This is a genomic window from Pseudomonas sp. TR47, from assembly GCF_044143025.1.
GTDB lineage: Bacteria > Pseudomonadota > Gammaproteobacteria > Pseudomonadales > Pseudomonadaceae > Aquipseudomonas > Aquipseudomonas putida_E.
Genome location: NZ_JBHFCS010000004.1, coordinates 151,140 through 172,889, shown reverse-complemented (window position 1 = coordinate 172,889; position 21,750 = coordinate 151,140). Strand labels below are relative to the sequence as shown.

Annotated in this window: 19 protein-coding genes; 16 read left to right on the top strand and 3 right to left on the bottom strand. The window is 63.8% G+C overall.

Translation table 11 applies throughout. The annotated features are described in order from the left end of the window. Nucleotides 1-4 precede the first annotated feature (4 nt). Entirely contained in the window at nucleotides 5-649 is a 645-nt protein-coding gene (locus ACEWE8_RS06365) for a TetR/AcrR family transcriptional regulator (protein ID WP_046785523.1), read from the top strand. A gap of 8 nt (nucleotides 650-657) precedes the next feature. Here ACEWE8_RS06365 and ACEWE8_RS06360 read toward each other — a convergent pair whose 3' ends face one another. Next, the gene (locus ACEWE8_RS06360) at nucleotides 658-3,312 is read right to left on the bottom strand and encodes a glycoside hydrolase family 3 protein (RefSeq protein ID WP_046785658.1); all 2,655 of its coding nucleotides are present in this window, start codon (nucleotides 3,310-3,312) and stop codon (nucleotides 658-660) included. A gap of 76 nt (nucleotides 3,313-3,388) precedes the next feature. After that, nucleotides 3,389-3,631, bottom strand: coding sequence for a hypothetical protein (locus ACEWE8_RS06355; RefSeq protein ID WP_039604477.1), 243 nt, complete (start codon nucleotides 3,629-3,631; stop codon nucleotides 3,389-3,391). A gap of 482 nt (nucleotides 3,632-4,113) precedes the next feature. On the opposite strand from ACEWE8_RS06355, the gene gspE reads away from it, so the two are divergent. The 13 genes from gspE to ACEWE8_RS06290 all read left to right on the top strand — a co-directional run bounded on the left by gspE (nucleotide 4,114) and on the right by ACEWE8_RS06290 (nucleotide 17,782). Beyond that, nucleotides 4,114-5,805, top strand: coding sequence for a type II secretion system ATPase GspE (gene gspE / locus ACEWE8_RS06350; protein ID WP_046785524.1), 1,692 nt, complete (start codon nucleotides 4,114-4,116; stop codon nucleotides 5,803-5,805). A gap of 1 nt (nucleotide 5,806) precedes the next feature. Continuing rightward, entirely contained in the window at nucleotides 5,807-7,006 is a 1,200-nt protein-coding gene (locus ACEWE8_RS06345; RefSeq protein ID WP_046785659.1) for a type II secretion system F family protein, read from the top strand. A gap of 10 nt (nucleotides 7,007-7,016) precedes the next feature. Then, the gene (gene gspG / locus ACEWE8_RS06340) at nucleotides 7,017-7,439 is read left to right on the top strand and encodes a type II secretion system major pseudopilin GspG (RefSeq protein WP_046785525.1); all 423 of its coding nucleotides are present in this window, start codon (nucleotides 7,017-7,019) and stop codon (nucleotides 7,437-7,439) included. Between the two features lie 2 nt (nucleotides 7,440-7,441). Continuing rightward, entirely contained in the window at nucleotides 7,442-7,882 is a 441-nt protein-coding gene (locus ACEWE8_RS06335; protein WP_046785526.1) for a GspH/FimT family pseudopilin, read from the top strand. Further along, nucleotides 7,879-8,241, top strand: coding sequence for a type II secretion system protein (locus tag ACEWE8_RS06330; protein WP_046785527.1), 363 nt, complete (start codon nucleotides 7,879-7,881; stop codon nucleotides 8,239-8,241). Before ACEWE8_RS06335 ends, ACEWE8_RS06330 begins: the two co-directional genes overlap by 4 nt. Continuing rightward, on the top strand, nucleotides 8,238-8,843 hold the full coding sequence (locus ACEWE8_RS06325; RefSeq protein ID WP_046785528.1) for a prepilin-type N-terminal cleavage/methylation domain-containing protein: 606 nt from the start codon (nucleotides 8,238-8,240) through the stop codon (nucleotides 8,841-8,843). Before ACEWE8_RS06330 ends, ACEWE8_RS06325 begins: the two co-directional genes overlap by 4 nt. Then, nucleotides 8,840-9,553 (top strand): type II secretion system protein GspK, encoded by a 714-nt coding sequence (locus ACEWE8_RS06320; RefSeq protein WP_046785529.1) that lies wholly within the window; start codon nucleotides 8,840-8,842, stop codon nucleotides 9,551-9,553. Before ACEWE8_RS06325 ends, ACEWE8_RS06320 begins: the two co-directional genes overlap by 4 nt. Further along, nucleotides 9,550-10,590, top strand: coding sequence for a type II secretion system protein GspL (locus ACEWE8_RS06315; protein ID WP_052750410.1), 1,041 nt, complete (start codon nucleotides 9,550-9,552; stop codon nucleotides 10,588-10,590). The genes ACEWE8_RS06320 and ACEWE8_RS06315 overlap by 4 nt, the downstream gene beginning before the upstream one ends. Continuing rightward, nucleotides 10,574-11,185 (top strand): type II secretion system protein GspM, encoded by a 612-nt coding sequence (gene gspM, locus ACEWE8_RS06310; protein ID WP_046785530.1) that lies wholly within the window; start codon nucleotides 10,574-10,576, stop codon nucleotides 11,183-11,185. Before ACEWE8_RS06315 ends, gspM begins: the two co-directional genes overlap by 17 nt. Next, a complete protein-coding gene (locus tag ACEWE8_RS06305) occupies nucleotides 11,182-11,691 on the top strand; it encodes a type II secretion system protein N (protein WP_046785531.1) in 510 nt (169 codons plus the stop codon). Before gspM ends, ACEWE8_RS06305 begins: the two co-directional genes overlap by 4 nt. Continuing rightward, entirely contained in the window at nucleotides 11,688-13,925 is a 2,238-nt protein-coding gene (gene gspD / locus ACEWE8_RS06300) for a type II secretion system secretin GspD (RefSeq protein ID WP_080952089.1), read from the top strand. Before ACEWE8_RS06305 ends, gspD begins: the two co-directional genes overlap by 4 nt. A gap of 400 nt (nucleotides 13,926-14,325) precedes the next feature. After that, nucleotides 14,326-16,458, top strand: a complete 2,133-nt coding sequence (mtlD, locus tag ACEWE8_RS06295; protein ID WP_046785532.1) for a bifunctional mannitol-1-phosphate dehydrogenase/phosphatase — start codon at nucleotides 14,326-14,328, stop codon at nucleotides 16,456-16,458. Between the two features lie 199 nt (nucleotides 16,459-16,657). Beyond that, nucleotides 16,658-17,782, top strand: coding sequence for a mechanosensitive ion channel family protein (locus ACEWE8_RS06290; protein WP_046785533.1), 1,125 nt, complete (start codon nucleotides 16,658-16,660; stop codon nucleotides 17,780-17,782). 24 nt (nucleotides 17,783-17,806) lie between these two features. Here the strand turns inward: ACEWE8_RS06290 and ACEWE8_RS06285 are convergent, their stop codons facing one another. Beyond that, the gene (locus ACEWE8_RS06285) at nucleotides 17,807-18,187 is read right to left on the bottom strand and encodes a hypothetical protein (RefSeq protein ID WP_046785534.1); all 381 of its coding nucleotides are present in this window, start codon (nucleotides 18,185-18,187) and stop codon (nucleotides 17,807-17,809) included. 216 nt (nucleotides 18,188-18,403) lie between these two features. Between ACEWE8_RS06285 and ACEWE8_RS06280 the strand changes: the two genes are divergently transcribed. Together ACEWE8_RS06280 and ACEWE8_RS06275 are read left to right on the top strand one after the other, a co-directional pair. After that, a complete protein-coding gene (locus ACEWE8_RS06280) occupies nucleotides 18,404-19,879 on the top strand; it encodes an MFS transporter (RefSeq protein WP_189339947.1) in 1,476 nt (491 codons plus the stop codon). 16 nt (nucleotides 19,880-19,895) lie between these two features. Further along, on the top strand, nucleotides 19,896-21,749 hold the full coding sequence (locus ACEWE8_RS06275) for an ABC transporter ATP-binding protein (protein ID WP_046785535.1): 1,854 nt from the start codon (nucleotides 19,896-19,898) through the stop codon (nucleotides 21,747-21,749). The last annotated feature ends 1 nt before the right edge of the window (nucleotide 21,750 follow it).

Here is a 21,750-nt window from a genome sequence, read left to right as displayed (position 1 = left end):
GTTTATGTCAGGTCAGGATCACGAAACCGAAGCGTCCAGCACACCGGTCACCAAACGCCGCCGCGCCCCCAAGGGCGAAATGCGCCGCGCCGCCCTGCTGGATGCGGCCACCGCCGTGTTCGCCAAAGACGGTTATGCAGCGGCCTCCATGCGCGATGTGGCCGAAATCGCCGGCATCACTACGGTCGGGTTGTTGCACCACTTCCCCAACAAGGTGTCGTTGCTGCAGGCCTTGCTCGATCGGCGCGATCGGCGAGTGACGGAGAAGTTTGCCGAGCTGGAGATGGCGCCGACGCTTGCGAATTTCCTGGCGTTCGTGCGCATGAGCATGAACTTCAGCGTGCAGAACCTGCTTGAATGCCAGGCTTCGATGATGATCAGCGTCGAAAGCCTGTCCGAGCAGCACCCGGCCTGGCCCTGGTACAAAGAGAAATTCGCGCTGACCCACGCCCACGCCCAGGCGCACCTGGCGGCGCTGGTCGAGCATGGCGAGGTGCGCAAGGACATTGATGCGAAGGCGTTGGCGACCGAGATCTTCGCCGTGATGGATGGCCTGCAGATCCAGTGGCTGCGCGCCCCGGACCAGGTCGACGTCGAAGCGGTCTTCGACGCCTACCTGCTACGCCTTGCCTCTTGCATCAAGGCCTAGTCCGACGGTCAGTAAGCCTGGCTGTCGCTGACCTGCACCGCCGCTTGCAGCGGCGCCGGTAGTGGGTTGCTGTCACGCGTGGTCAGGTGTTGCGGCATGAGCGTGACCAGCGTGCGCTGCAGCGTGAGGTTTTCCGAGTCCGGGCCGACCCACACCTTGAACTTGCCGGCATCGACGTCCCAACTGTCGGTGTTCTGTACGAAGTACGCCAGCGAGCGCGAGTCGATCGGCAAACTCACGGTCTTGCTCTGGCCCGGCTCCAGGTACACCTTGGTAAAGCCCTTGAGCTCCTTCTTCGGGCGGTCGACTTGCGGGGCGATCGGCTGAATATACAGCTGCGCGACCTCAAAGCCCGCCTTGTCACCCGTGTTGGTCAGGGTGAACGTGGCGTTCACGGTGTTGCCCGGGGTCATCACATTGGTCGAGAGCTTCAAGTCCGAATAGCCGAACGTGGTGTACGACAAGCCGAAGCCGAACGGGTACAGCGGTTTGGCGTGCTTCTTGTCATAGCCGCGGTACCCCATGTAAAGCCCCTCGCTGTAGTCGATCTCGGTCAGCGGGTTGTCGCCACGGTAGGCGGCCGGGTCCGGGTAGGACGCGTAACTTGGGTTGTCTTCGATCTTCTTGTCGATGGTCACCGGCAGCTTGCCCGACGGGTTCACCTTGCCATACAGGATTTCAGCCAGTGCCTGGCCACCCTGTTGCCCCGGGAACCAGGCATGCAACGCTGCGCCAACCTTCTTGGCCCACGGCTGCATGTCGGCCACGCCGCCGCCATGGGTGACGACGATGGTGTTCGGGTTGGCCTTGGTGACGAATTTGATCAACTCGGCCTGCTGGTCCGGCAGCGCGTAGCCGTGGTCGGAGCCTTCACCCTCGTTCTCGTAGTTGGTGCCCGCGGCGATCACCACGGCATCGTAGCTGGCGATGTCCTTCGGCGGTCGCAGGGACGCCCAGCTCATCTGAACGCCTGCCAGGCCGCCCAGTGCCGGCGTGAAGTTGCCTTGCACACGGCGGTACTCAAGCTTGACGTTGTAGGACTTGCCCGCCACCAGGGCAGCGCTCTTGCCCGAGGTGGTCAGCGCGTTGACCACATCAGAGGAGTACGGCACGCCGTCGCTCTGCACCACCAGCTTGCCATCGACCCAAAGCTTGTAAGGGCCGTCGGCGCGCACCTTGAACACATGCGCACCCGAGACGGTCGGCTTGATCGTCGCACTGAAGCGTGCGGAGAACGCCCCGGCTGTCGGGCTGAAGCCGGACACGGCAGTGGTGCCGGTGCTGGTTTCATTGGTGCTGGTGGTCCAGTTGAGGTTCACGCCCGGCTCGATGCGGGTCAGTACCGGGCTGCCGCTGAGGCTGGTGTTGCTGAAGTATTCGGCCTTCACCCCGGCATTGCTGACGCCGCTGCCGGACGAGGTCGGCTGGTACCAGACTGCCGCCTTGGGGTTCAGGCTCAACGCCGACAGGTAAGTGACATTGGCGCTGTTCGACGCCAGTTGCTGCAGCCCGCTGAGTTCGGTCACGTAGCTGTTGGGTGGCGAGTTGGCGGTACCGAACGGCGAGGCAGGCGCCTGGTTGGCCCAGTCGCCGATCACTGCGATTCTGGCGGTGCGCGCCAGGGGCAGCAGCGGCTTGCCAGCAGCGGTATCGGCGTTGCGCAGCAGCACGATGCCTTCACGTGCAGCGTTCAGCGAGGCGCGCTGGCCATACTCGGTGTGCTCCAGCGTCTTTGCCGTGTTGAGGTTTTCCTGGAAGTCGTAGCTGACCACGGCGCGCAGGTTGCGCTTGACCTTGTCGTCGATGACGTTCTGGGTCAGCTGGCCGCTCCACAGGTACGGCAGCAGGTTGGCCTCGGTGAACTGCAGGCCCGAAGGCATGTCCAGGTCGGTGCCCGCCCATGCCCCCTTGAACGGGTCGTGAATGGCATTGAAGTCACTGATCACGGTGCCCTGATAGCCCCACTCGCCTTTGAGCACCTCGGTGATCAGGTGGTGGTTTTCGCAGGCGTAGTCGCCGTTGACCTTGTTGAAGCCGCACATGATCGACGCCACGTTGGCGTTCTTGACCATCGACTCGAAGCCGGGCAAGTACAGCTCACGCAGCGTGCGTTCATCGGCCACGACATTGACCGCCTGGCGATTGGCCTCCTGCTCGTTGGCCAGGTAGTGCTTGCCGCTGGCCTGGATCCCCTGGGCCTGGATGCCGTTGACGATGGCCGGCGCCAGCACCGCGCCAAGGAACGGGTCCTCGCCACTGACGTATTCGGCCGAACGCCCGTTGTAGGGCGTGCGGTACAGGTTCACCCCGGGCGAGAGCATCTGCTGGCCGCCGGAAATACGCGTTTCATAGGCAATGGCCAGGCCGAACTCTTTGGCCCGGTTGATGCTCCAGGTGGCGGCCAGGGCCGACTGCGAAGGGTACTGTGCGCCAAAGGTGGCGTTATTGACATGCACGCCCATGGACGAGTCGTACGCCACCGCGCCCTGGATACCCCACTTGAGCAGCGACGGGATCATGTGGCCGTCGTTGACCCGGGTGAAGTTGATCTTCTCGGCCTGGTTCATGTTGTCCAGGATGGAGCTGACCCGGGCCTCCACCTCGTTGCCGGTGGCCGGCCCGGCCGCCAAAGCGCCCGAGGCCTGCATGACGCCGAGCGCCATCAGGCTCACGGCCTGTTTGAAATGTTTCACGGGTTGAATCCTCAAGAACAGAATGGGAGCAGGCAAACCTGCGGCCTTACGGCTGGCTGACCAGCGCCGGCGCATCGGCGGTGTCTACCGGCGCGTCGACAAAGGCATTGGCATCAGTGGCGCCCTTTGCAACATCGCTAACGCCGGACAGTTGTTCACGCTGGCTGTCCAGTTGTTCACGGGCTTCATAAGCCGTTGAGTCCGAAGTGGCGCCGTTTGTATCTGCGAAGGCACTTGGCACAGTGGCCAGCAGTGCCGAACAGGCGAACGGCAGCAGTAGTCTATTCATCGAATAGTTCTCGAAAAAAGAATGCAGGAATTAGCGGACCGCAAACAGGGCCCGGCCGGCGCGTAAGTCTGGACAGTTAACTGAAAAGTTCAAGCGCTCATGAAGTGCACAGTGGGCAACGCATCAAAAAACCAAAAAAACCACGCCAAATAACATCGAAATATAAAGAATAGAGTTACATTAAACACATGCTAAGAGCATAAATGTATTAGTAGATTCCAGTATTTATTGTAAGCGTAGTTTTTTCATGCTTTTTTTGAGCATTTACGGCAAATATTCACCCCAAGCTAAACCTAGTTGCAATTAGGTTTAGCGGGGTGATATGCTTTCGAGACCGCTGAAAACAGCCAGCTAATTCACACTGAAAAAACCAAAAATATAGGCTGTTGCAACGATTAAAATTCCAAAGTATTCTCCGGGCCACCTCAGGCCTGACAAGTAGTGAAGTGCCGCTATATAGCCAGCACTTGCACTAAGCCATCATGATGAAATCAACTATCCCCTCTGCTGACGATATATGTGAGTGGCTGCTCAATGCTGGCGCATTGCAACCGGCTGATATGAATCGTGCTGCACGCCTGGGCGTGGCGCAGGCAATGGGCGAACATGAAAAACTGCGCACCTTGCTGCGCCTGGGCGCTGTAAGAGAGCAGCAAATGGCCGCGGCCTACACCGAGTTGCTGGGCGTGCCCAGGCTTGACGGGCAGCGTGTCGACACCCCGCCTGTGGCCACCGAACGCTTTGCCCGCCACTACGGCGTGGTCACCCTCAGTGAAAGCAGCAGCCACTTGCAGGTCGCCGCCGCCGTGCCGCTTTCGGCCTACGCGCTGAACGCACTCGGTTACCAGGCGGCAAAACAGGTAGAGCTGGTGGTAGGGACCAGCGACGAGATCACCGCCCTGATCGAACAGGCCTACGGCGAAGGCCGCTCGGCCATGGGCGCGCTGATCCAGACCCTGGACGACGACAGCATCGACGAAGGCGACATCGAACAGCTCAAGGACATGGCTTCCGAGGCGCCAGTGATCCGCCTGGTCAACCTGATGCTGCAACACGCCGTCGACCGTCGCGCTTCGGATATCCACGTAGAACCTTTCGAAACCCAGCTGAAAGTGCGCTACCGGGTCGACGGTGTGCTGGTCGAAGGCGAAGCACCACCGGCCGGCTACGCCGCGGCGGTCATCTCGCGGCTGAAGATCATGGCCCGGCTGGATATCGCCGAGCGCCGCCTGCCGCAGGATGGGCGGATCATGCTGCGCATTCAGGGCCGCGAGCTGGACTTGCGGGTCTCGACCGTGCCGACCAGTTTCGGCGAGTCGGTGGTGATGCGCCTGCTGGACCGGCAAACCGTGAGTTTCGACTTCGCCAGCCTGGGCATCCGTGGCCCCACCCTGCACAGCATCGAGCATCTGCTGGCGCGCCCCCATGGCATCTTCCTGGTCACAGGGCCCACCGGTTCGGGCAAGACCACCACCCTTTACACCGCGTTGTCGGGCCTGAACACCGCCGAACGCAAGATCATCACCGTGGAAGACCCGGTCGAATACCAGCTCACCGGCATCAACCAGATCCAGGTCAAGCCTGTCATCGGCCTGGGGTTTGCCACGGCATTGCGCTCGATCGTGCGTCAGGACCCGGACGTGATCATGATCGGTGAAATGCGCGACCTGGAAACCTGCCGCATCGCCATCCAGTCATCGCTGACCGGGCACCTGGTACTGTCGACCCTGCACACCAACAGCGCCGCCGCCAGCATCACCCGCCTGCTGGACATGGGCGTCGAAGGTTACCTGCTCGCCTCCACCCTGCAGGGCATCCTTGCCCAGCGCCTGGTGCGCCGCCTCGACCCGGCCACCCGTATCGCCTTCCAGGCACCGGCCGAACTGGTCGAGCGCCACCAACTGGCCCGCTATACGCAACAGCGGCCGATCATGCTGTACCGCCCAGACGAGCAGGCGCCAGGCGGCGGTTACCATGGGCGCAGCGCGATCACCGAACTGCTGGTCATGGACGAAGACCTGCGCGGCATGCTCATGCGCCAGACCGATGCCGCCACACTCGAGGCCCACGCCCGTCGCAACGGGCTGGTGACCCTCTATGAGGACGGCCTGCGCCAGGCCCTGGCCGGCGTCACCTCGCTTGAAGAAGTGCTGCGCGTCACGGGTGGTGATTGAGGTGCCGACCTTCTCCTACACCGCGCTCGACAGCGAAGGCCGCAAGCAGCAAGGCGAACTGGACGCCAGTGACCGTGACCACGCCGCTCGCCAGTTGCAACGGCGCGGCCTGCTCATCCTGCAGCTCAGGCAGGGCAGCCGCCTGCTGCGTTCGGGCAAGGCGCGCAGCGTGTTCCAGCCGGTGGAACTGATCACCATCACCCAGCAGCTCACTACCCTGCTCAGCGCCGGGCAACCGCTGGACCGGGCGCTGGGCACCGTACTGAAGAACGTGCGCAGGCCCGCCGCCCAGGCCGTGCTGGAGCGGGTGCGCGAGCAGGTCAAAGCCGGCTTGCCGCTGTCCCAGGCGCTCGAAGAACACCCCGGCAGTTTCTCACCGTTCTACACCAGCCTGGTGCGGGCCGGCGAGGCCGGCGGTGTACTCGAAGTGACCCTGGCCCAGCTTGCCGGCTACCTGGAACAAAGCCACAAACTGCGTGGCGAAGTGATCAACGCGCTGATCTACCCGGCTTTCCTGGTGATCGGTGTGGTCGGCTCGTTGGCGCTGCTGCTGGCCTATGTGGTGCCGCAATTCGTACCGATCTTCCAGGACCTGGGCGTGCCCATCCCGCTGGTGACCCGCGCCGTGCTGGCCATGGGCGAGTTCGTCAATGCCTGGGGGCTGGCCTGCCTGCTGACGCTGCTCGGCGCCAGCTGGCTTGGCCTGGCCGCACGGCGTGACCCGCGCAGGCGCATCGCCCAGGACCTGCGCCTGTGGCGCAACCGCCTGTTCGGCCCGCTGCTGCAGCGCCTGGAAACCGCACGCCTGGCGCGCACCTTGGGCACCTTGTTGAGCAACAGCGTCACCCTGCTCGGTTCACTGGCGATCGGCCGTGACGTCAGTGCCAACCATGCCCTGCGCGAGCATGTGGGGCATGCCACCGAGCAGGTCAGGCAAGGCAGCAGCCTGAGCCTTGCCCTGTCGGCAGAGGCCCTGCTGCCGGAGCTTGCCCTGCAGATGATCGAAGTCGGTGAGCAGTCGGGCACCCTCGGCGCGATGCTGATCAAAGTCGCCGATGTCTACGACCTTGAAGCCAAACGCACCATCGACCGCCTGCTCGCGGCGCTGGTGCCCACCCTGACCATCGTCATGGCGGTGATGGTGGCGGCAATCATGCTCGCCATCATGCTGCCGCTGATGAGCCTTACCAGCAATATCTAGGAAACCGCCCATGCCCTCCAAGCAACGCTTCAACGCCCGCCAAGCGGGCTTCACCCTGCTCGAAATGCTTGCCGTGATCGTGCTGCTGGGCATTGTCGCGACCATCGTGGTGCGCCAGGTCGGCGGTAACGTCGACAAGGGCAAGTACGGTGCCGGCAAGGCGCAGTTGGCCAGCCTGAGCATGAAGGTCGAAAGCTATGCCCTGGATGTCGGGGCGCCGCCGGCAACCCTTGAACAACTGCTCAAAAAGCCGGCCAACGCCAGCCGCTGGGCCGGGCCGTATGCCAAGCCCTCGGACCTGGTCGACCCCTTTGGCCATGGTTTCGCTTACCACTTCCCCGGTAGCCACGCCAGCTTCGACCTGATCTTCCTCGGCCAGGATGGCGCGGTCGGTGGCGAAGGCTACAAGGCCGACGTGGGCAACTGGGAATAACCATGGCAGCGCGCCCGCCCCGCGAACGCGGTTTTACCCTGTTCGAACTGCTGATCGTCATCGTCCTGGTCGGCGTTGCCACGTCGATCCTGGCCGTTGGCATTGGCCGGGGCATGCTGGTGGCCCATGAGCGCAGTGCATTGGCAAACATGGTGTCGGCGCTGCGTAGCGCCCGCGTGCAGGCCATCGCCAGCGGGCAACCGGTGCGCGCGAGCTTCGACCTGCAGCGCAGGCAGGTGCAGGCACCCGGGCGCACGCCCCAGGGCTGGCCCGAAGACTTCACCGTGCGCCTGCAGACGGCCCGCGGCCTGGGGGCGGGCTTTGAGTTCTACCCCGATGGCGCGGCCAGCGGCGGCAACATCCTGATCAGCCGCGGCCAGGCGCGTTGGCGCATCGACGTCAGCTGGCTCACCGGCAGTGTGCAAGTGCGGGAGTTGCCATGAACCGTCAGCGCGGTTTCACCCTGCTGGAGATGCTGGCAGCAATTGCCCTGCTGGTGGTGGCCTCGAGCATCCTGCTGGGCGCATTCGCCCAGAGCAGCCGCTCACTGGCGCAGGTAGAGCGCAGTGACCGCCACAATGCGGCGGCGCGTTCGCTGCTGGACGACTTCGACCTGGGCCCGCTTGCCGTGGGCCAGCAACGGGGTAGCTGGCAGGGCATCGACTGGGTGCTGGACGTCACCCTGGAGCAGGCAGTGCCCACACGCCTTGACCTGTACCGGCTGGACCTTACCCTGAGCGAGAGCGGGCACACCTGGCGCTACAGCACCCTGCGCGCACGCGCGCCAGGCAGTGAAACATGAAACGCCAGGCAGGCTTTACCCTGCTGGAGATCCTGGTGGTCATCAGCCTGCTGGGGTTGCTGCTGGGGCTGGTCGGCAGCGCCCTGGTGGCGGCCAACCGCTCAGTGGCAAAGGTCGAGCGCTACAGCGCCCGGCTCGATGAACTGCGTGCAACCCAGCGGTTCCTGCGCCAGGCGCTGGGCCAGGTGTTGCCATTGACCGCAGCGACCGGCCAGGGCGCCCACACCGCGACGTTCGAAGGGCAAAACGACACAGTGGTGTTTTTCGCCCCGCTGCCAAGCTCTGTAGGCGGGGGGATCTACCGCCAGCGCCTGCAACTGCGTCAAGGGCGTCTGCAGATCCAGTTGGCCAGGCTGCAAGGCCAACGCCTGCAGGCCTGGGGCGAGCCCCAGCGCTTGCTGGAGGGGGTCAAAGGGCTGCACCTGAATTACCGCGGCTACTCCCCGCTGGGCAAAGCCACCGGCTGGATGCCCCAGTGGCCGTGGCCCGAGCGCCTGCCCCAGGCAGTGCGCGTGGCGGTGCAACTGCAAGGCACTCAGGCCTGGCCACTGCTGCAGGTCAACCTGCTGCTTGACCTGTCCGGCGACGGTGGCCGGCCATGAGCCGCCAGCGCGGCGCGGCCCTGTTGCTGGTGCTCTGGGTTGTCGGTTTGCTGAGCGTGCTGCTCGGCGGTTTGGCGGTATCGGTCCAACTGCAGCAGCGCCAGGCCCGCTGGCAAGGCAACCAGACCCAGGCCGGGCTCGCCGCCCAGGCAGGCTTCAACCTGGCCGTGGCCAACCTGCTGCGCGACGGCGAGGCGCGCTGGCTCGCCGATGGCCAAGTCCACGAGGCCCACTTTGCAGGCAGTACGCTGCACATCAGTGTGGTCAGCGAGCGGGGCAAACTGGACCTCAATGCAACACCTTCAACGAGCCTGGCAAAACTGCTGCGTGCCAGTGGCGCCACCGCCGAACGCTCGAAAATCATCACTCAGGCTTTAAGGACGAGGCGCAACCAGGTACCCCTGCGAATGCTCGAAGAATTTCGCGAACTGCCCGGCATGAGCTACGCCGTCTATGACCGTGCCCTGCCCTTCATCACCGTCTGGTCGGGCAATGCCCAGCCCGACCCCAGCCTGGCATCACCCACACTGGCCAGTGTGCTGGGCCTGCCCCACTATCACGGGCCCGCGCCGGATGGCGGGCCGATCCTCACCGTCACCAGCCAGGCCACCTTGCCCGGCGGCTTTCAGTCACGCCTGAAGACAACCTTCGTGCTGCTGCCGGCCTACGCCGGTGGCAAGCCTTACCGGGTATTGAGGTGGCAGGATTGATCCGCCTGGCAAAACACTGTGCGGCACGCTGGGGCAGCCAACAGCAGCTTTACCAGGCACGCTGGCGGGCCAGCCGTGCCCGGCACTGGCTCAGCGCATGGCGGGCCGAGCTGCTGGGCATGCTCCCGCAGGCGATCGCCGCGCGCCTTGGCAACGGTAATACGCCGCAGGTGCTGCCATGGCCTTTGCCTGCCGATTGCGAGCACGGTCAGCCTGCCGTTCTGCTGCTGCCTGCCTCGCACGTGCTGACGCAGCACATCGAGCTGCCCGTCGCCGCCACGCGCAACCTGATGCAGGTGCTGGCCTACGAAATCGATCGATACACGCCGTATACCGCCGACCAGGTCCACTTTGTCGCCCGCGTGGCGCAGCGCCGCGCACCACAGGCCCAGGTTGAACTGGTGGCCATCGCACGCAGTACCCTGGACACCCTGCTGGTTGCCTGTGGCGAACAGGGTGTGCACCTGGTCGGCATCGATGCACTGGACGCCCGGGGCGAACGCCTGATGATCGACTTGCTGCCGGCCGAAAGCGCCCGCACGCGGTCACGCCCAGGCCAGCTGGGCCGCTGGCTGTGGCTTGGCTGCGCAGCCTGTTGCGTAATGCTTGGCGCAGCATGGCTGGAGCGCCGCCAGGGCGAGGTTCTGGCCATGCAGCGCGAAGTGGCGGCACAACGCGAGGCCGCCCAGCAGGTGCAGCACTTGCGCCAGGCCCTGGACACCACGCTGGGCGCCTCGACCTACCTGGCCAGCCTCAAGGCACAACGCCCCACTGTCACCGCGCTGCTGGCCGACCTCACCGCCTGCGTGGGCGACGACACCTGGATAGAGCAGCTGGAAGTGAGCGATGGCACGCAGGTGACGTTCACTGGCCAAAGCGAACGCACCAGTGCCTTGCTGGCGCAGGTAAAGACCTGCACCACGCTTGAGCACGCGCAGTTCAAAGGCATCATCCAGGCCGACAAAACCACGGGCCGCGAGCGCTTTTCCATCACCGCCCAGCTCAGCCAGGAGGTGCCGCATGCGCCCGCTCACTAGCAGGGAACGCAAGTTCTGCGCCTTGGGCGTGCTTGCGCTGTTGCTTTGGCTGGCCTGGTACCTGGTGTTCGAATGCCTGTGGCTTGCCCCCCTGCGCAGCCTGGACGCGCAAGCCCAGACGTTGCGCGAGCAGCAACGGCGCTATGCCAGCCTCATGCTCCAGCAACCTGAACTGCAGGCCCAGTTGCAGCGCAGCCGCAACGACCCCGCCCAGCGCAACAGCCTGCTGCCGGGCGAAGACCCCAACGCCGTTGCCGCCGACCTGATGCAGCGTGCCGTCGATCAGGTGAAGGCGCAGGCGCACGTCGGTCCCGGCTGCGACATCACCCAGCGCATGCCCATCGCCCCCGCCGAGCAGGACCAGGCCGAGCCTTATCGCCCGGTCAAGGTCAGCCTGACGCTGGCCTGCGCCATCGAACCGCTGGCGGCCCTGCTGCATGCACTGGAGTACGGCCAGCCCAGCCTGTTCATCGACCAGCTGAGCATACGCCGCAGTGCTGCGGCGCCAGCCAAGGGGCCTGCCGGGCGCCTGGAAGTCCACCTGCTGATACGCGGTTACCTGCACGCGCAGCCAGCAGAAGGAAGCGACTCATGATGCGTGCCGCTCATCTGGTGCTGCTGGCTGCCAATGTCAGTGCCCTCGCCGTGGTCGCCTGGATGCTTGTCGCGCCAAACCCACCACAGTGGCTGCCGGCGCAAAAGCCGTCAGCAACGCCCACCCACCAGCCACCCGCGCCACTGGCCGAGCTTGCCCAGCCAGTGCGTGCCGCCACCTGGGCGCACCCGATCTTCAGCGTTGACCGTCAGCCCGACCCACAACAGCAAGGCCAGCACAGCCCTGCATTGGCCAACCTGACGCTGACCGGCGTGGTGCTCGACGGGCAGTCGCGCTGGGCCTACCTGCGCGAAGGCCGCAAACCAGCCAGCAAGGTTGCGCTGGGCAGCACGCTGGCAAGCGGCTGGACCCTCACCCGGCTGACCGCGCTGAGCGCAACCTTCACCCGTGCCGGGCAACAGCACACCCTGAGCATGCCACTGCTGCGCCTGCCGCCGCCGTCCAAGGCCTCCGCCATCACTCTTCCGCGTATTGAAACCCCATGACCATGCAAGCTCCTTCACGCCACCCATTCCCTACTCTGCGTGCGCCATTGCTCGGCCTGAGTGTCGCCGTCGCCCTGGCCGGTTGCGCCACCACGCAACGTGACCTGCACACCGACCCGGCGCTGCTGCAGCAAGCCTTCAACGGCGCCGACGCCCGAGCACCTGTGGTCACCAGCCTTGAGCCCGCTGCCCCGCCCGCTGCTACGGCCCCGCGCACCGCGCCTGGCCGGCAGATCATCACCGGCAACCAGCGTTTCATCCGCAAGGCCTCGGCAACGCCCCCCGCCGCGAAGGATGAGCAAGGCGATATCGTGTTCAACTTCACCGACCAGCCCATCGAGGCGGTGATCAACAGCGTCATGGGCGACCTGCTGCATGAAAACTACAGCATCAGCCAAGGTGTCAAAGGCAGCGTCAGTTTCTCCACCTCCAAGCCGGTCACCAAGCAGCAGGCACTGTCGATTCTGGAAACGCTGCTGTCGTGGACCGACAATGCCATGATCCGCCAGGGCGAGCGCTATGTGATCCTGCCGGCCGACAAGGCCGTCGCCGGCAAACTGGTGCCACAGGTGCCGGTCGCCCAGCCTGCCACGGGCCTCGCCGCCCGGCTCTACCCGCTGCGCTACATCGGTGCCAGCGAGATGCAGAAGCTGCTCAAGCCCTTCGTGCGTGAAAATGCCTTCCTGCTGGTCGACCCGGCTCGCAACGTGATCAGCCTGGCGGGCACCCCCGATGAACTGGCCAACTACCAGGACACCATCGACACCTTCGACGTCGACTGGCTCAAGGGCATGTCGATTGGCGTTTACGGCCTGCAACGCGCCTCGGTGGCCGAGCTCATGCCGCAGCTGCAAAAACTGTTCGGGCCCGACAGCGGCATGCCTTTGTCGGAGATGGTCAGGTTCATGCCCAACGAACGCACCAACTCGATCGTCGCCATCTCTGCGCAACCGGAGTACTTGCAGGAAGTCGGCGACTGGATCCGCACCATCGATGAAGGCGGTGGCAACGAGCCACAGCTGTTCGTGTACGACGTACGCAACATGAAAGCAACTGACCTTGCCCGTTATCTGCGCCAGATCTATGGCTCGGGGCAGATAACCGACGACAAGGCGGCCAGCGTCGCGCCAGGGCTCAAGACCACCAGCCTGACCTCGCTCAACGGCACCGGCGGCCAGTCGGCCCAAGGCCTGGGCGGCACTGGCATGAGCACCCGGGCCAGTATCGGCCAGGAGCCATCGGAGGATGACTACGAGGACACTGAGCAAACCCAGGCCAGCAGCGCCGAGCCGGCCGACGGCTCGGTCAAGAGCCTTGAAGAGTCGGTGCGCATCACCGCGCAGAAAAGCAGCAACCAGCTGCTGGTACGCACGCGGCCAGCCCAGTGGAAAGAGATCGAATCGGCCATCAAGCGCCTGGACAGCCCGCCGCTGCAGGTGCAGATCGAAACACGCATCCTCGAAGTCAAGCTCACCGGCGATCTGGACCTGGGCGTGCAGTGGTACCTGGGCCGCCTGGCGGGCAATTCGTCCAGCACCACCGTCGCCAACGAAAGCGGCAGCCAAGGTGCACTGGGTGCCGGTGGCGTCGCGCTGGGCAGCGCCTCGATGTTCTACTCCTTCGTCAGCAGCAACCTGCAGGTGGCCCTGCGCGCGCTGGAAACACGCGGCCTGACCCAGGTGCTTTCGGCCCCCTCGCTGGTGGTGCTGAACAACCAGCAGGCGCAGATCCAGGTCGGCGACAACATTCCCATCAGCCAGACCACCGTCAACACCAGCGACTCCGATACCACCCTGAGCAGTGTCGAATACGTGCAGACCGGTGTCATTCTCGATGTCGTGCCCCGGATCAACCCCGGTGGCCTGGTGTACATGGACATCCAGCAGCAAGTGAGCGACGCCGACGACAGCGCCGTCACCACCACCCAGCCCAACCCGCGCATTTCCAGCCGTGCGGTATCGACCCAAGTGGCGGTGCAAAGCGGCCAGACGGTACTGCTGGGGGGCCTGATCAAGCAGGACAACGGCCAATCCGATACCCGTGTGCCGGGCCTGTCGAGCATACCCGGGCTGGGCTGGCTGTTCGGCAGCACCTCCAAGAGCCGTGACCGTACCGAGTTGATCGTGCTGATCACGCCAAGGGTCGTGAACAACCCCGAACAGGCGCGCCAGGTCACCGCGGATTATCGCCAGCAGATGCAGGTGCTCAGGGAGCAAGCAGCGCTGAACAGGTAGAGAACGAACCGTGCATGGTTCCCTACTGGGCCCTTGCCGGTTGCATGTCACTGCGCATCCGTGCAAGGGTAAAAAAGGAATCCCAGTTACAAACAAAGGAAGCGAAGTACCCCCATGCCAGGAATCACACGTATCCATCGCTATTTGCGCTCACTGTCTGCAAACCGATCTGCAGCCAGTGGGCGTGAAGTCAAACAAGGCGCCCGAGCTGCCTCGAAGCTCGCAGACATCCTCTGCACTCCCCGCTCTGTCCCCCCTTATTTCTACGTCGCGCCGGTGCGCGGCCCTGTCGATCGCATGCCCCCTACCTGACAGCTCAAGCAGCGGTTTTTTTCGCAATGCTCGCTTGTACCCGTCTGCAAGCCGAGATGAATCACGATTCACCAAGGGGCAATACCGAATGATCTTTTTTCAGGGCAAACGCATTTTCAGCGCCATCTTCGATATGGATGGCACCATGTTCGATACCGAGCGCCTGCGCTTCAAGACGTTGAAACAAGCGTCGCTGGAAATTGCCGGCAAGGCGCTGAGCGAGCAAACATTGATCGGCTCGCTGGGCCTGAGCGCGAAAAAGGCCGAGGCCCTCGCCAAGGCCCACAACGGTGACGACTTCCCGTACGCCCAGATCCGCCAGCGCGCCGATGAGCTTGAGCTGGAGTACGTACGCAATCACGGCGTACCGATCAAGGCCGGCTTGCTGGAAGTGCTGGAACGGCTACGCAAGTCTGGCCTGACCATGGCGGTCGCCACCTCCAGCCGCCGCGCCATCGCCGAGGAGTACCTGATCAATGCCAATGTGCTCAAGTATTTCGACATCACCGTGTGTGGCGACGAAGTCAGCCAAGGCAAACCCCACCCCGAAATCTTCCTGCGCGCCGCCACCGCACTCAATTGCGAGCCGAGCCAGTGCTTCATGGTCGAAGACTCGGAAAACGGCATGCTTTCGGCCATCCGCGCCGAAGGCCAGGCGATCCTGATCGAAGACATCAAGCCGCCGGCCGCTGAAGTCAAAGCGGGCGCGCTGAAAGCCTACCGCAGCATGAATGAATTCCTCGCCGACTTGAGCGAGTGCGTGCCTGACCTGGGCATGCCGCAGCTTGAAGAGCCCTTTCCAGCGTCGCTGAACCAGTTCCGTGTCGGCATTCACGGGTTCGGCGCCATCGGCGGCGGTTACCTGACCCAGGTGTTTTCCCATTGGGACGGCTACACCCGGCCATGTGAAATCATCGCCGCCACCCGTTCGCGCATGCTGCGCGAGACCGTTTCTGCGTTTGGCCGTTACAGCGTGCGTTACGGCGCCACCTCGTTCGACCAGACCATCGAAAATGTGCGCATGATCGACATGGACGATGCCGAGGCGGTGATCGACATGTACAACGCGGCAGAAATCATCGGCCTGAGCCTGCCGGAGCAGGCCATCCGCAAACAGGCCAAGGTGATTGCCCAAGGCTTGCTGCGACGCTTCGAGCGCCGGGGCCGTGACCTGACCATCCTGATCGTGCTGAACAAGATCGGTGGCGCCGCGTTCGTGCGCCTGCACGTGCAGGCGGAGCTGGAATTGCTTTGCACGCCGGACATCACTCAACAGATCCTGCAAAAGACCCATTTCGCTGAAACGGTGGTCAGCCGCATCGTGTCCAAGCTCAGCAACGAGGCGTTGGTCCGCCAGTTGCGCATCAAGTCGCAAATGTTCCAGAACAGCCTCGACGACGAGCCTGCACCGGCCAGCAAACCATCCGCGCCGGTACCTGAATACGAGCGCCTGATCTGTCGATTCCGGCCTTTCGCGCAGTCCAGCAACGCGATGAGCCAGCTGCACCTGATCCTGTTCAACAGCGAGCCGGACATGCCGTTGTATGTGGAGCGCGGCAGTGACCTGCTGGAGCGTCTGCGCCAGGTGAAAACGGTCGCCGACATCGCCCAGATCCAGGTCATCAAGAACCGCTTGTGGAACGGCCCTCACGCCATCATTGCCTGGTATGCAAGCCTGCTGGGCTATGACTGGGTTGGCCAGGCCATGGGCGACGATCGGGTCAGCGAACTGGCCGAGCGCCTGATCGGCCAGGAAGTCGCGCCAGCGCTGGTGGCTGAGAATGCCGACATGGCAGAGGCGGTGCGCGATTTTGCCAGCACCTTCCTGGAGCGCTGCAAAACGTCGTTCAAAGACCCTTGCGCCCGTGTGGGGCGCGACCCCCTGCGCAAGCTTCAGCGCAACGAGCGCATCCTGAGCAGCATCGACCTTGCCCACAAGCACGGCATCGAAACCCCCGGCCTGGCTTTCGGGGCTGCACTTGGCATTCACTATGCGTTGCGCTGCAAAGACAGCAAGGACCTGGAAGCGCAGACCATCAAGCGGCTTTACCAGGACAATGGCGAAAGCGTCGAGGCTGTGCTTACCCACAAGGGCGATTACAACGGCAAGCCTTACCCGGGGTTGGACCCGGTTGGCGACGCGGCGCTGATCGAGGCCATTGCAGGGAATTTCAGGCAGTTGCAGCAGGAGCAGGATCCGGTGATGTACGCGGCGCAGTGAGGCCTGGTTCGTCGTGATATGCAGACGCCCTTGAGAGCGAGCGCCGCCCGCGCGGCGCTCGCTCTCAAGGGCGTCGAAGCGCTCAAGGCATGCAAAGGCCGAGAAAAACCCAAAATCCGATCGACCTCTCACGCCCTGTCGGCGTCCCATGAACTGCACGTGCGAATTCACTCAAGGGCAACCAGGAGGCCAATCGCTCATGAACGATCGCATCATCGAATTTTTCACCGACACCACCGTGTTCGGTATTTCCATCCTCAACCTGCTGCTGGCACTGGCTGTCGCCGCCCTGACCTTCCTGGCCACCCGGGCGGCCATCAGTTTTTTGCTCAGGCGGGTGCAACGCTGGTCCGAGCATGACGGCGCACTGAGCCAGGTAATGGCCAAAGTGCTGTCCGGCACCAGCAACTTCCTGCTCTTCCTTGCCTCTGTTCTGGTAGGCCTGAGCATGCTCGACCTGCCCGAGCGCTGGCTGAGCCGGGTGGGCAGCCTCTGGTTCGTGGTGGCGGCGCTGCAGATCGGCTTGTGGGTCAACCGTGCCATCGGCCTGGGCCTTAACCGTTACTTCGCCCGGCACAGCACCGCTGGCCTGAACCAGGGCAGCGCCCTGGCCACCCTGGCAGGGTGGGGCGCACGGGTGCTGCTGTGGTCGGTGGTACTGCTGGCCATGCTGTCGAACCTGGGCGTGAACATCACCGCCTTCGTCGCAAGCCTGGGCGTGGGCGGCATTGCCGTTGCGCTTGCCGTGCAGAACATCCTCGGCGACCTGTTCGCCTCGCTGGCGATTGCCGTGGACAAGCCGTTCGAGGTGGGCGACTTCATCGTCATCGGCGCACTGGCCGGCACCGTCGAACAGGTCGGGCTGAAGACCACGCGCATCCGCAGCCTGGGCGGTGAGCAGATCGTCATGGCCAACGCCAGCATGATCAGCAGCACCATCCAGAACTACAAGCGCCTGCAGGAGCGGCGCATCGTCTTTGAGTTCGGCCTGTCTTACGACACCCCGACCGAGGCCGTGAAAAAAGCCCCGGCCATTGTCGAGGAAGCGATCAAGGCACAAGAGCAGGCGCGTTTCGACCGCGCCCACTTGCGCGGTTTCGGCAAGGAGGCGCTGGAGTTCGAATGCGTCTACATCGTCAAGGACCCAGGCTACAACCTCTACATGGACATCCAGCAGGCCATCAACTTCCGCCTGCTCGAACGGTTCTCCAGAATCGGCGCAAAATTCGCGGTACCGGTGCGGGCGATCAAGGTCACGGCGCTGCCGCAAGGGGCCGACGCCCTGGGCCAGGGCATCGAGGGGCGGGGCTTCAAGGAGGCCTGAGCGGCACTTGGGCTCTGGCCGCTTTCAACCGTGCCTGCGCAGGGCTTCGACCAATTGGGCCTTGGTCATGCTGGAGCGGCCCTTGATGTCCTTGCTGCGGGCCTCCTTCATCAGGCTTTCCTTGGTCTGGGTCTGCAGGGACGAGCCTGATGCGCGGGCATGGCCCTGACGGGTTTTGGCAGCACGCCTGGCGGAATCAGAACGCGCGTTGCTCTTTTCGCCGGGCGTGGTCTTCTTGCCTGAGCCCCCAGCTTTCTCGCCACCTCCGGACTGCTTGTTGACGGTAGCCCATGCGCGAGCCTCGGCCTCATCCTTGGAGACCCCCTTATGCTCATAGCTTTCTTCTATGTGCTCAGCCTTGCGCTTTTGCTTTTCGGTGTATTTGTCCTTGTCTCCACGTGGCATGACATTGACTCCTCTGTGGTTGGAATTCCGGGCTGCAGGCACAACCTTGAGACCCTGTGATTTTGAGGGCGTGGGACCGTGAATGTTCACCGTGGCATGCCAAACTGGGCAGAGGGCCTGCGCCGAGCGAAGCGAATCAAACTTTTATCCGCCTATGGGCTCTTCTGAAAGACGCTGACCGAAGAGCCCTGCCCCCGTCAGCCAAAAGGACTTGCCATGACGACCCACGCCATGCAACAACCAGCCGGCGCCTCTGCGCAGGAGCGCTTCTACAACACCGACATTCCGGCCCGCCTCGACCGGCTGCCGTGGACGCGTTTTCACACCTTGCTGGTCATGGCGCTGGGCATCACCTGGCTGCTCGACGGCCTTGAGGTGACTTTGGCCGGCTCGGTGTCGGGCGCCCTCAAGGCCAGCCCGACGCTGGCAATGACCAATATCCAGATCGGCCTGGCAGGCGCAGCCTACATCGCCGGGGCCGTACTGGGTGCATTGCTGTTCGGCTGGCTCACCGACCGCCTGGGGCGGCGCAAGCTGTTCTTCATCACGCTGTTGCTGTACATCGGCGCAACGGCTGCCACGGCGTTCGCCTGGGACCTGTGGAGCTTTCTGCTGTTTCGCTTGCTCACCGGGGCCGGCATCGGCGGGGAGTACACCGCCATCAATTCGACCATCCAGGAATTCACCCCGGCGCGCTACCGCGGCTGGGTCGACCTGACCATAAACGGTACGTTCTGGATCGGTGCAGCGTTGGGTGCAGTGGGCGCAGTGGTTTTGCTCGACCCAGCGGTGCTGGGCGGCGAACTGGGCTGGCGGCTGTGTTTCGGCATTGGCGCGGCACTCGGCTTGCTGATCCTGCTGATGCGCCTGTGGATACCGGAAAGCCCACGCTGGTTGATGATTCACAATCAGCCGGAAGAGGCCGAGCGCATCGTCGCCGCCATCGAGCGCCATTACCACCAGCGCGGCATCCCCATCCCCCCGCTGCAAAGCCCGGCCCTGCGCCTGCGCGCACGCGATCACACGCCACTGCGCGAGGTGTTCCAAAGCCTCTTCGTGGTGCACCGGCGGCGGGCACTGGTCGGGCTGACACTGCTGAGCGCCCAGGCCTTTTTCTACAACGCGATCTTTTTCACCTATGCACTGGTGCTGACCGACTTCTACAACGTGCCGCCTGCCCAGGTAGGCTGGTACATCCTGCCGTTCGCCTTGGGCAATTTCTGCGGGCCGTTGCTGCTAGGCCGGCTGTTCGACGTGGTCGGGCGGCGCATCATGATCAGCTCGACCTACCTGCTTTCCGGGGTATTGCTGGCCATCAGCGGTTACCTGTTTCAGCAGCAACTGATCGATGTGACCGAGCAGACCATTGCCTGGATGGTGATTTTCTTTTTTGCCTCGGCAGCCGCCAGTTCGGCCTACCTCACAGTGGCAGAAACCTTCCCGCTGGAAATCCGCGCGCTGGCCATTGCCGTATTCTATGCATTCGGCACAGGGCTTGGCGGCCTGATCGGCCCGACCTTGTTCGGCGCGCTGATCGAGACCGGCGAGCGCCTGAATGTCCTGTACGGCTACCTGATCGGCGCGGCGTTGATGATCATCGCGGCACTGGCCCAGGCGCTGTGGGGCGTGGCGGCAGAACGACGGCCACTTGAACACGTGGCCAGGCCCCTGTCGCAAGTGAGCGATACCTGACCCATTCGGAGACTTTATGCTGCGCGCCTTTGAACGACGGCTCGACCCTTTCCCACCCGACGAGGCTCCACCACCCCCGGTTGGCCTGTTGCGCTTCCTGTGGGCCTGCACGCGGGGGGCTCGCGGCTATGTGCTCGCCCTTGCGCTGCTCAGCGCCGGGGTGTCGATCTATGAAGCCTGGCTGTTTTCCTTCCTGGGGCAGGTCGTCGACCTGCTTTCGGCCTGGCAGGCGGGCGGCGCAGCCGATGGGCAGGAAACCCGGGTGTTGTGGGGCATCGCCATCGTATTGCTGACCAGCATAGGCCTGGTGGCGCTGCGCACGATGGTGCAGCACCAGGTACTGGCAATCAACCTGCCGCTGCGGCTGCGTTGGGACTTCCACCGGCTGATGCTGCGTCAGAGCCTTTCGTTCTTCTCTGACGAGTTCTCCGGCCGGGTCACCACCAAAGTGATGCAGACGGCCCTGGCGGTGCGCGAGGTGTTGTTCACCATCATCGAGATCGCACCGGGCATCGGCGTGTATTTCATCGCGATCATCGCCCTGGCCGGCGGCTTCGACCTCAAGCTTATGCTGCCTTTCATTGCCTGGGTCGCGCTGTTCGGGCTGGCCATGCTGTACTTCGTACCGCGCCTGGGGCAAGTGGGGCAGGAGCAGGCCCACGCGCGTTCGTCGATGACCGGGCGAGTGTCGGACGCCTACACCAACATCACTACGGTGAAGCTGTTCTCGCACTCCAAGCGTGAAGCGCACTTTGCGCGGGCGGCCATGGAAGACTTCAAGCTCACCGGTTTTCGCCAGATGCGCCTGGTCAGCCAGTTCGAGATCGTCAACCAGGCGCTGGTGGTCGGCCTGATCGCTGGCGCTGGCGGCTATGCCCTGTGGCTCTGGCACCAGGGCGAAGTGGGCACGGGCGCCGTTGCGGCGATTACCGCCATGGCACTGCGGGTCAACGGCATGTCGCACTGGATCATGTGGCAGATGACTTCGTTGTTCGAGAACATCGGCACCGTGCAGGATGGCATGGAAACCCTCACGCGCGGCCCGAAGGTGCAGGATGCACCGAACGCCGGGGTGCTCAAGACCACTGGTGGTGCGGTGGACTTCGACAATGTCAGCTTCAACTACAACGGCGAACGTCAGGTGCTCGATGGCCTGACGCTGCACATTCGCCCAGGCGAAAAGGTCGGCCTGGTGGGCCGTTCCGGTGCGGGCAAGTCCACGCTGATCAACCTGCTGCTGCGTTTTTACGACGTCGACAGCGGCGAAATCCGTATCGATGGGCAGAACATTGCCAAGGTCACCCAGGACAGCCTGCGCAGCGCCATCGGCATGGTCACCCAGGACACCTCCCTGCTGCACCGTTCCATCCGCGACAACATCGCCTACGGCCGCCCCGATGCGACCGAGCAACAGATACGCCGCGCCGCAGCCAACGCCCAGGCCGACGCATTCATCGAGCAGCTCAGCGACCGGCAAGGCCACAGCGGCTATGACACCTTGGTGGGTGAACGCGGCATCAAGCTTTCAGGCGGGCAGCGCCAACGCATCGCCATCGCCCGGGTCATGCTCAAGAACGCCCCGATCCTGCTGCTCGATGAAGCCACCAGCGCGCTGGATTCGGAAGTCGAGGTCGCCATCCAGGAAAGCCTCAATGAAATGATGGAGGGCAAGACGGTCATCGCCATCGCCCACCGGCTGTCGACGATCGCCGCCATGGACCGGCTTATCGTCATGGACGAGGGGCGCATCATAGAACAGGGAACCCACAGCGAACTGCTCGCCAGGAACGGCACCTATGCCAGGCTGTGGCAGCACCAGAGCGGTGGTTTCCTGGGTGAGGATCAGGGCGTGGCCGAGGCCATGGAGTAAG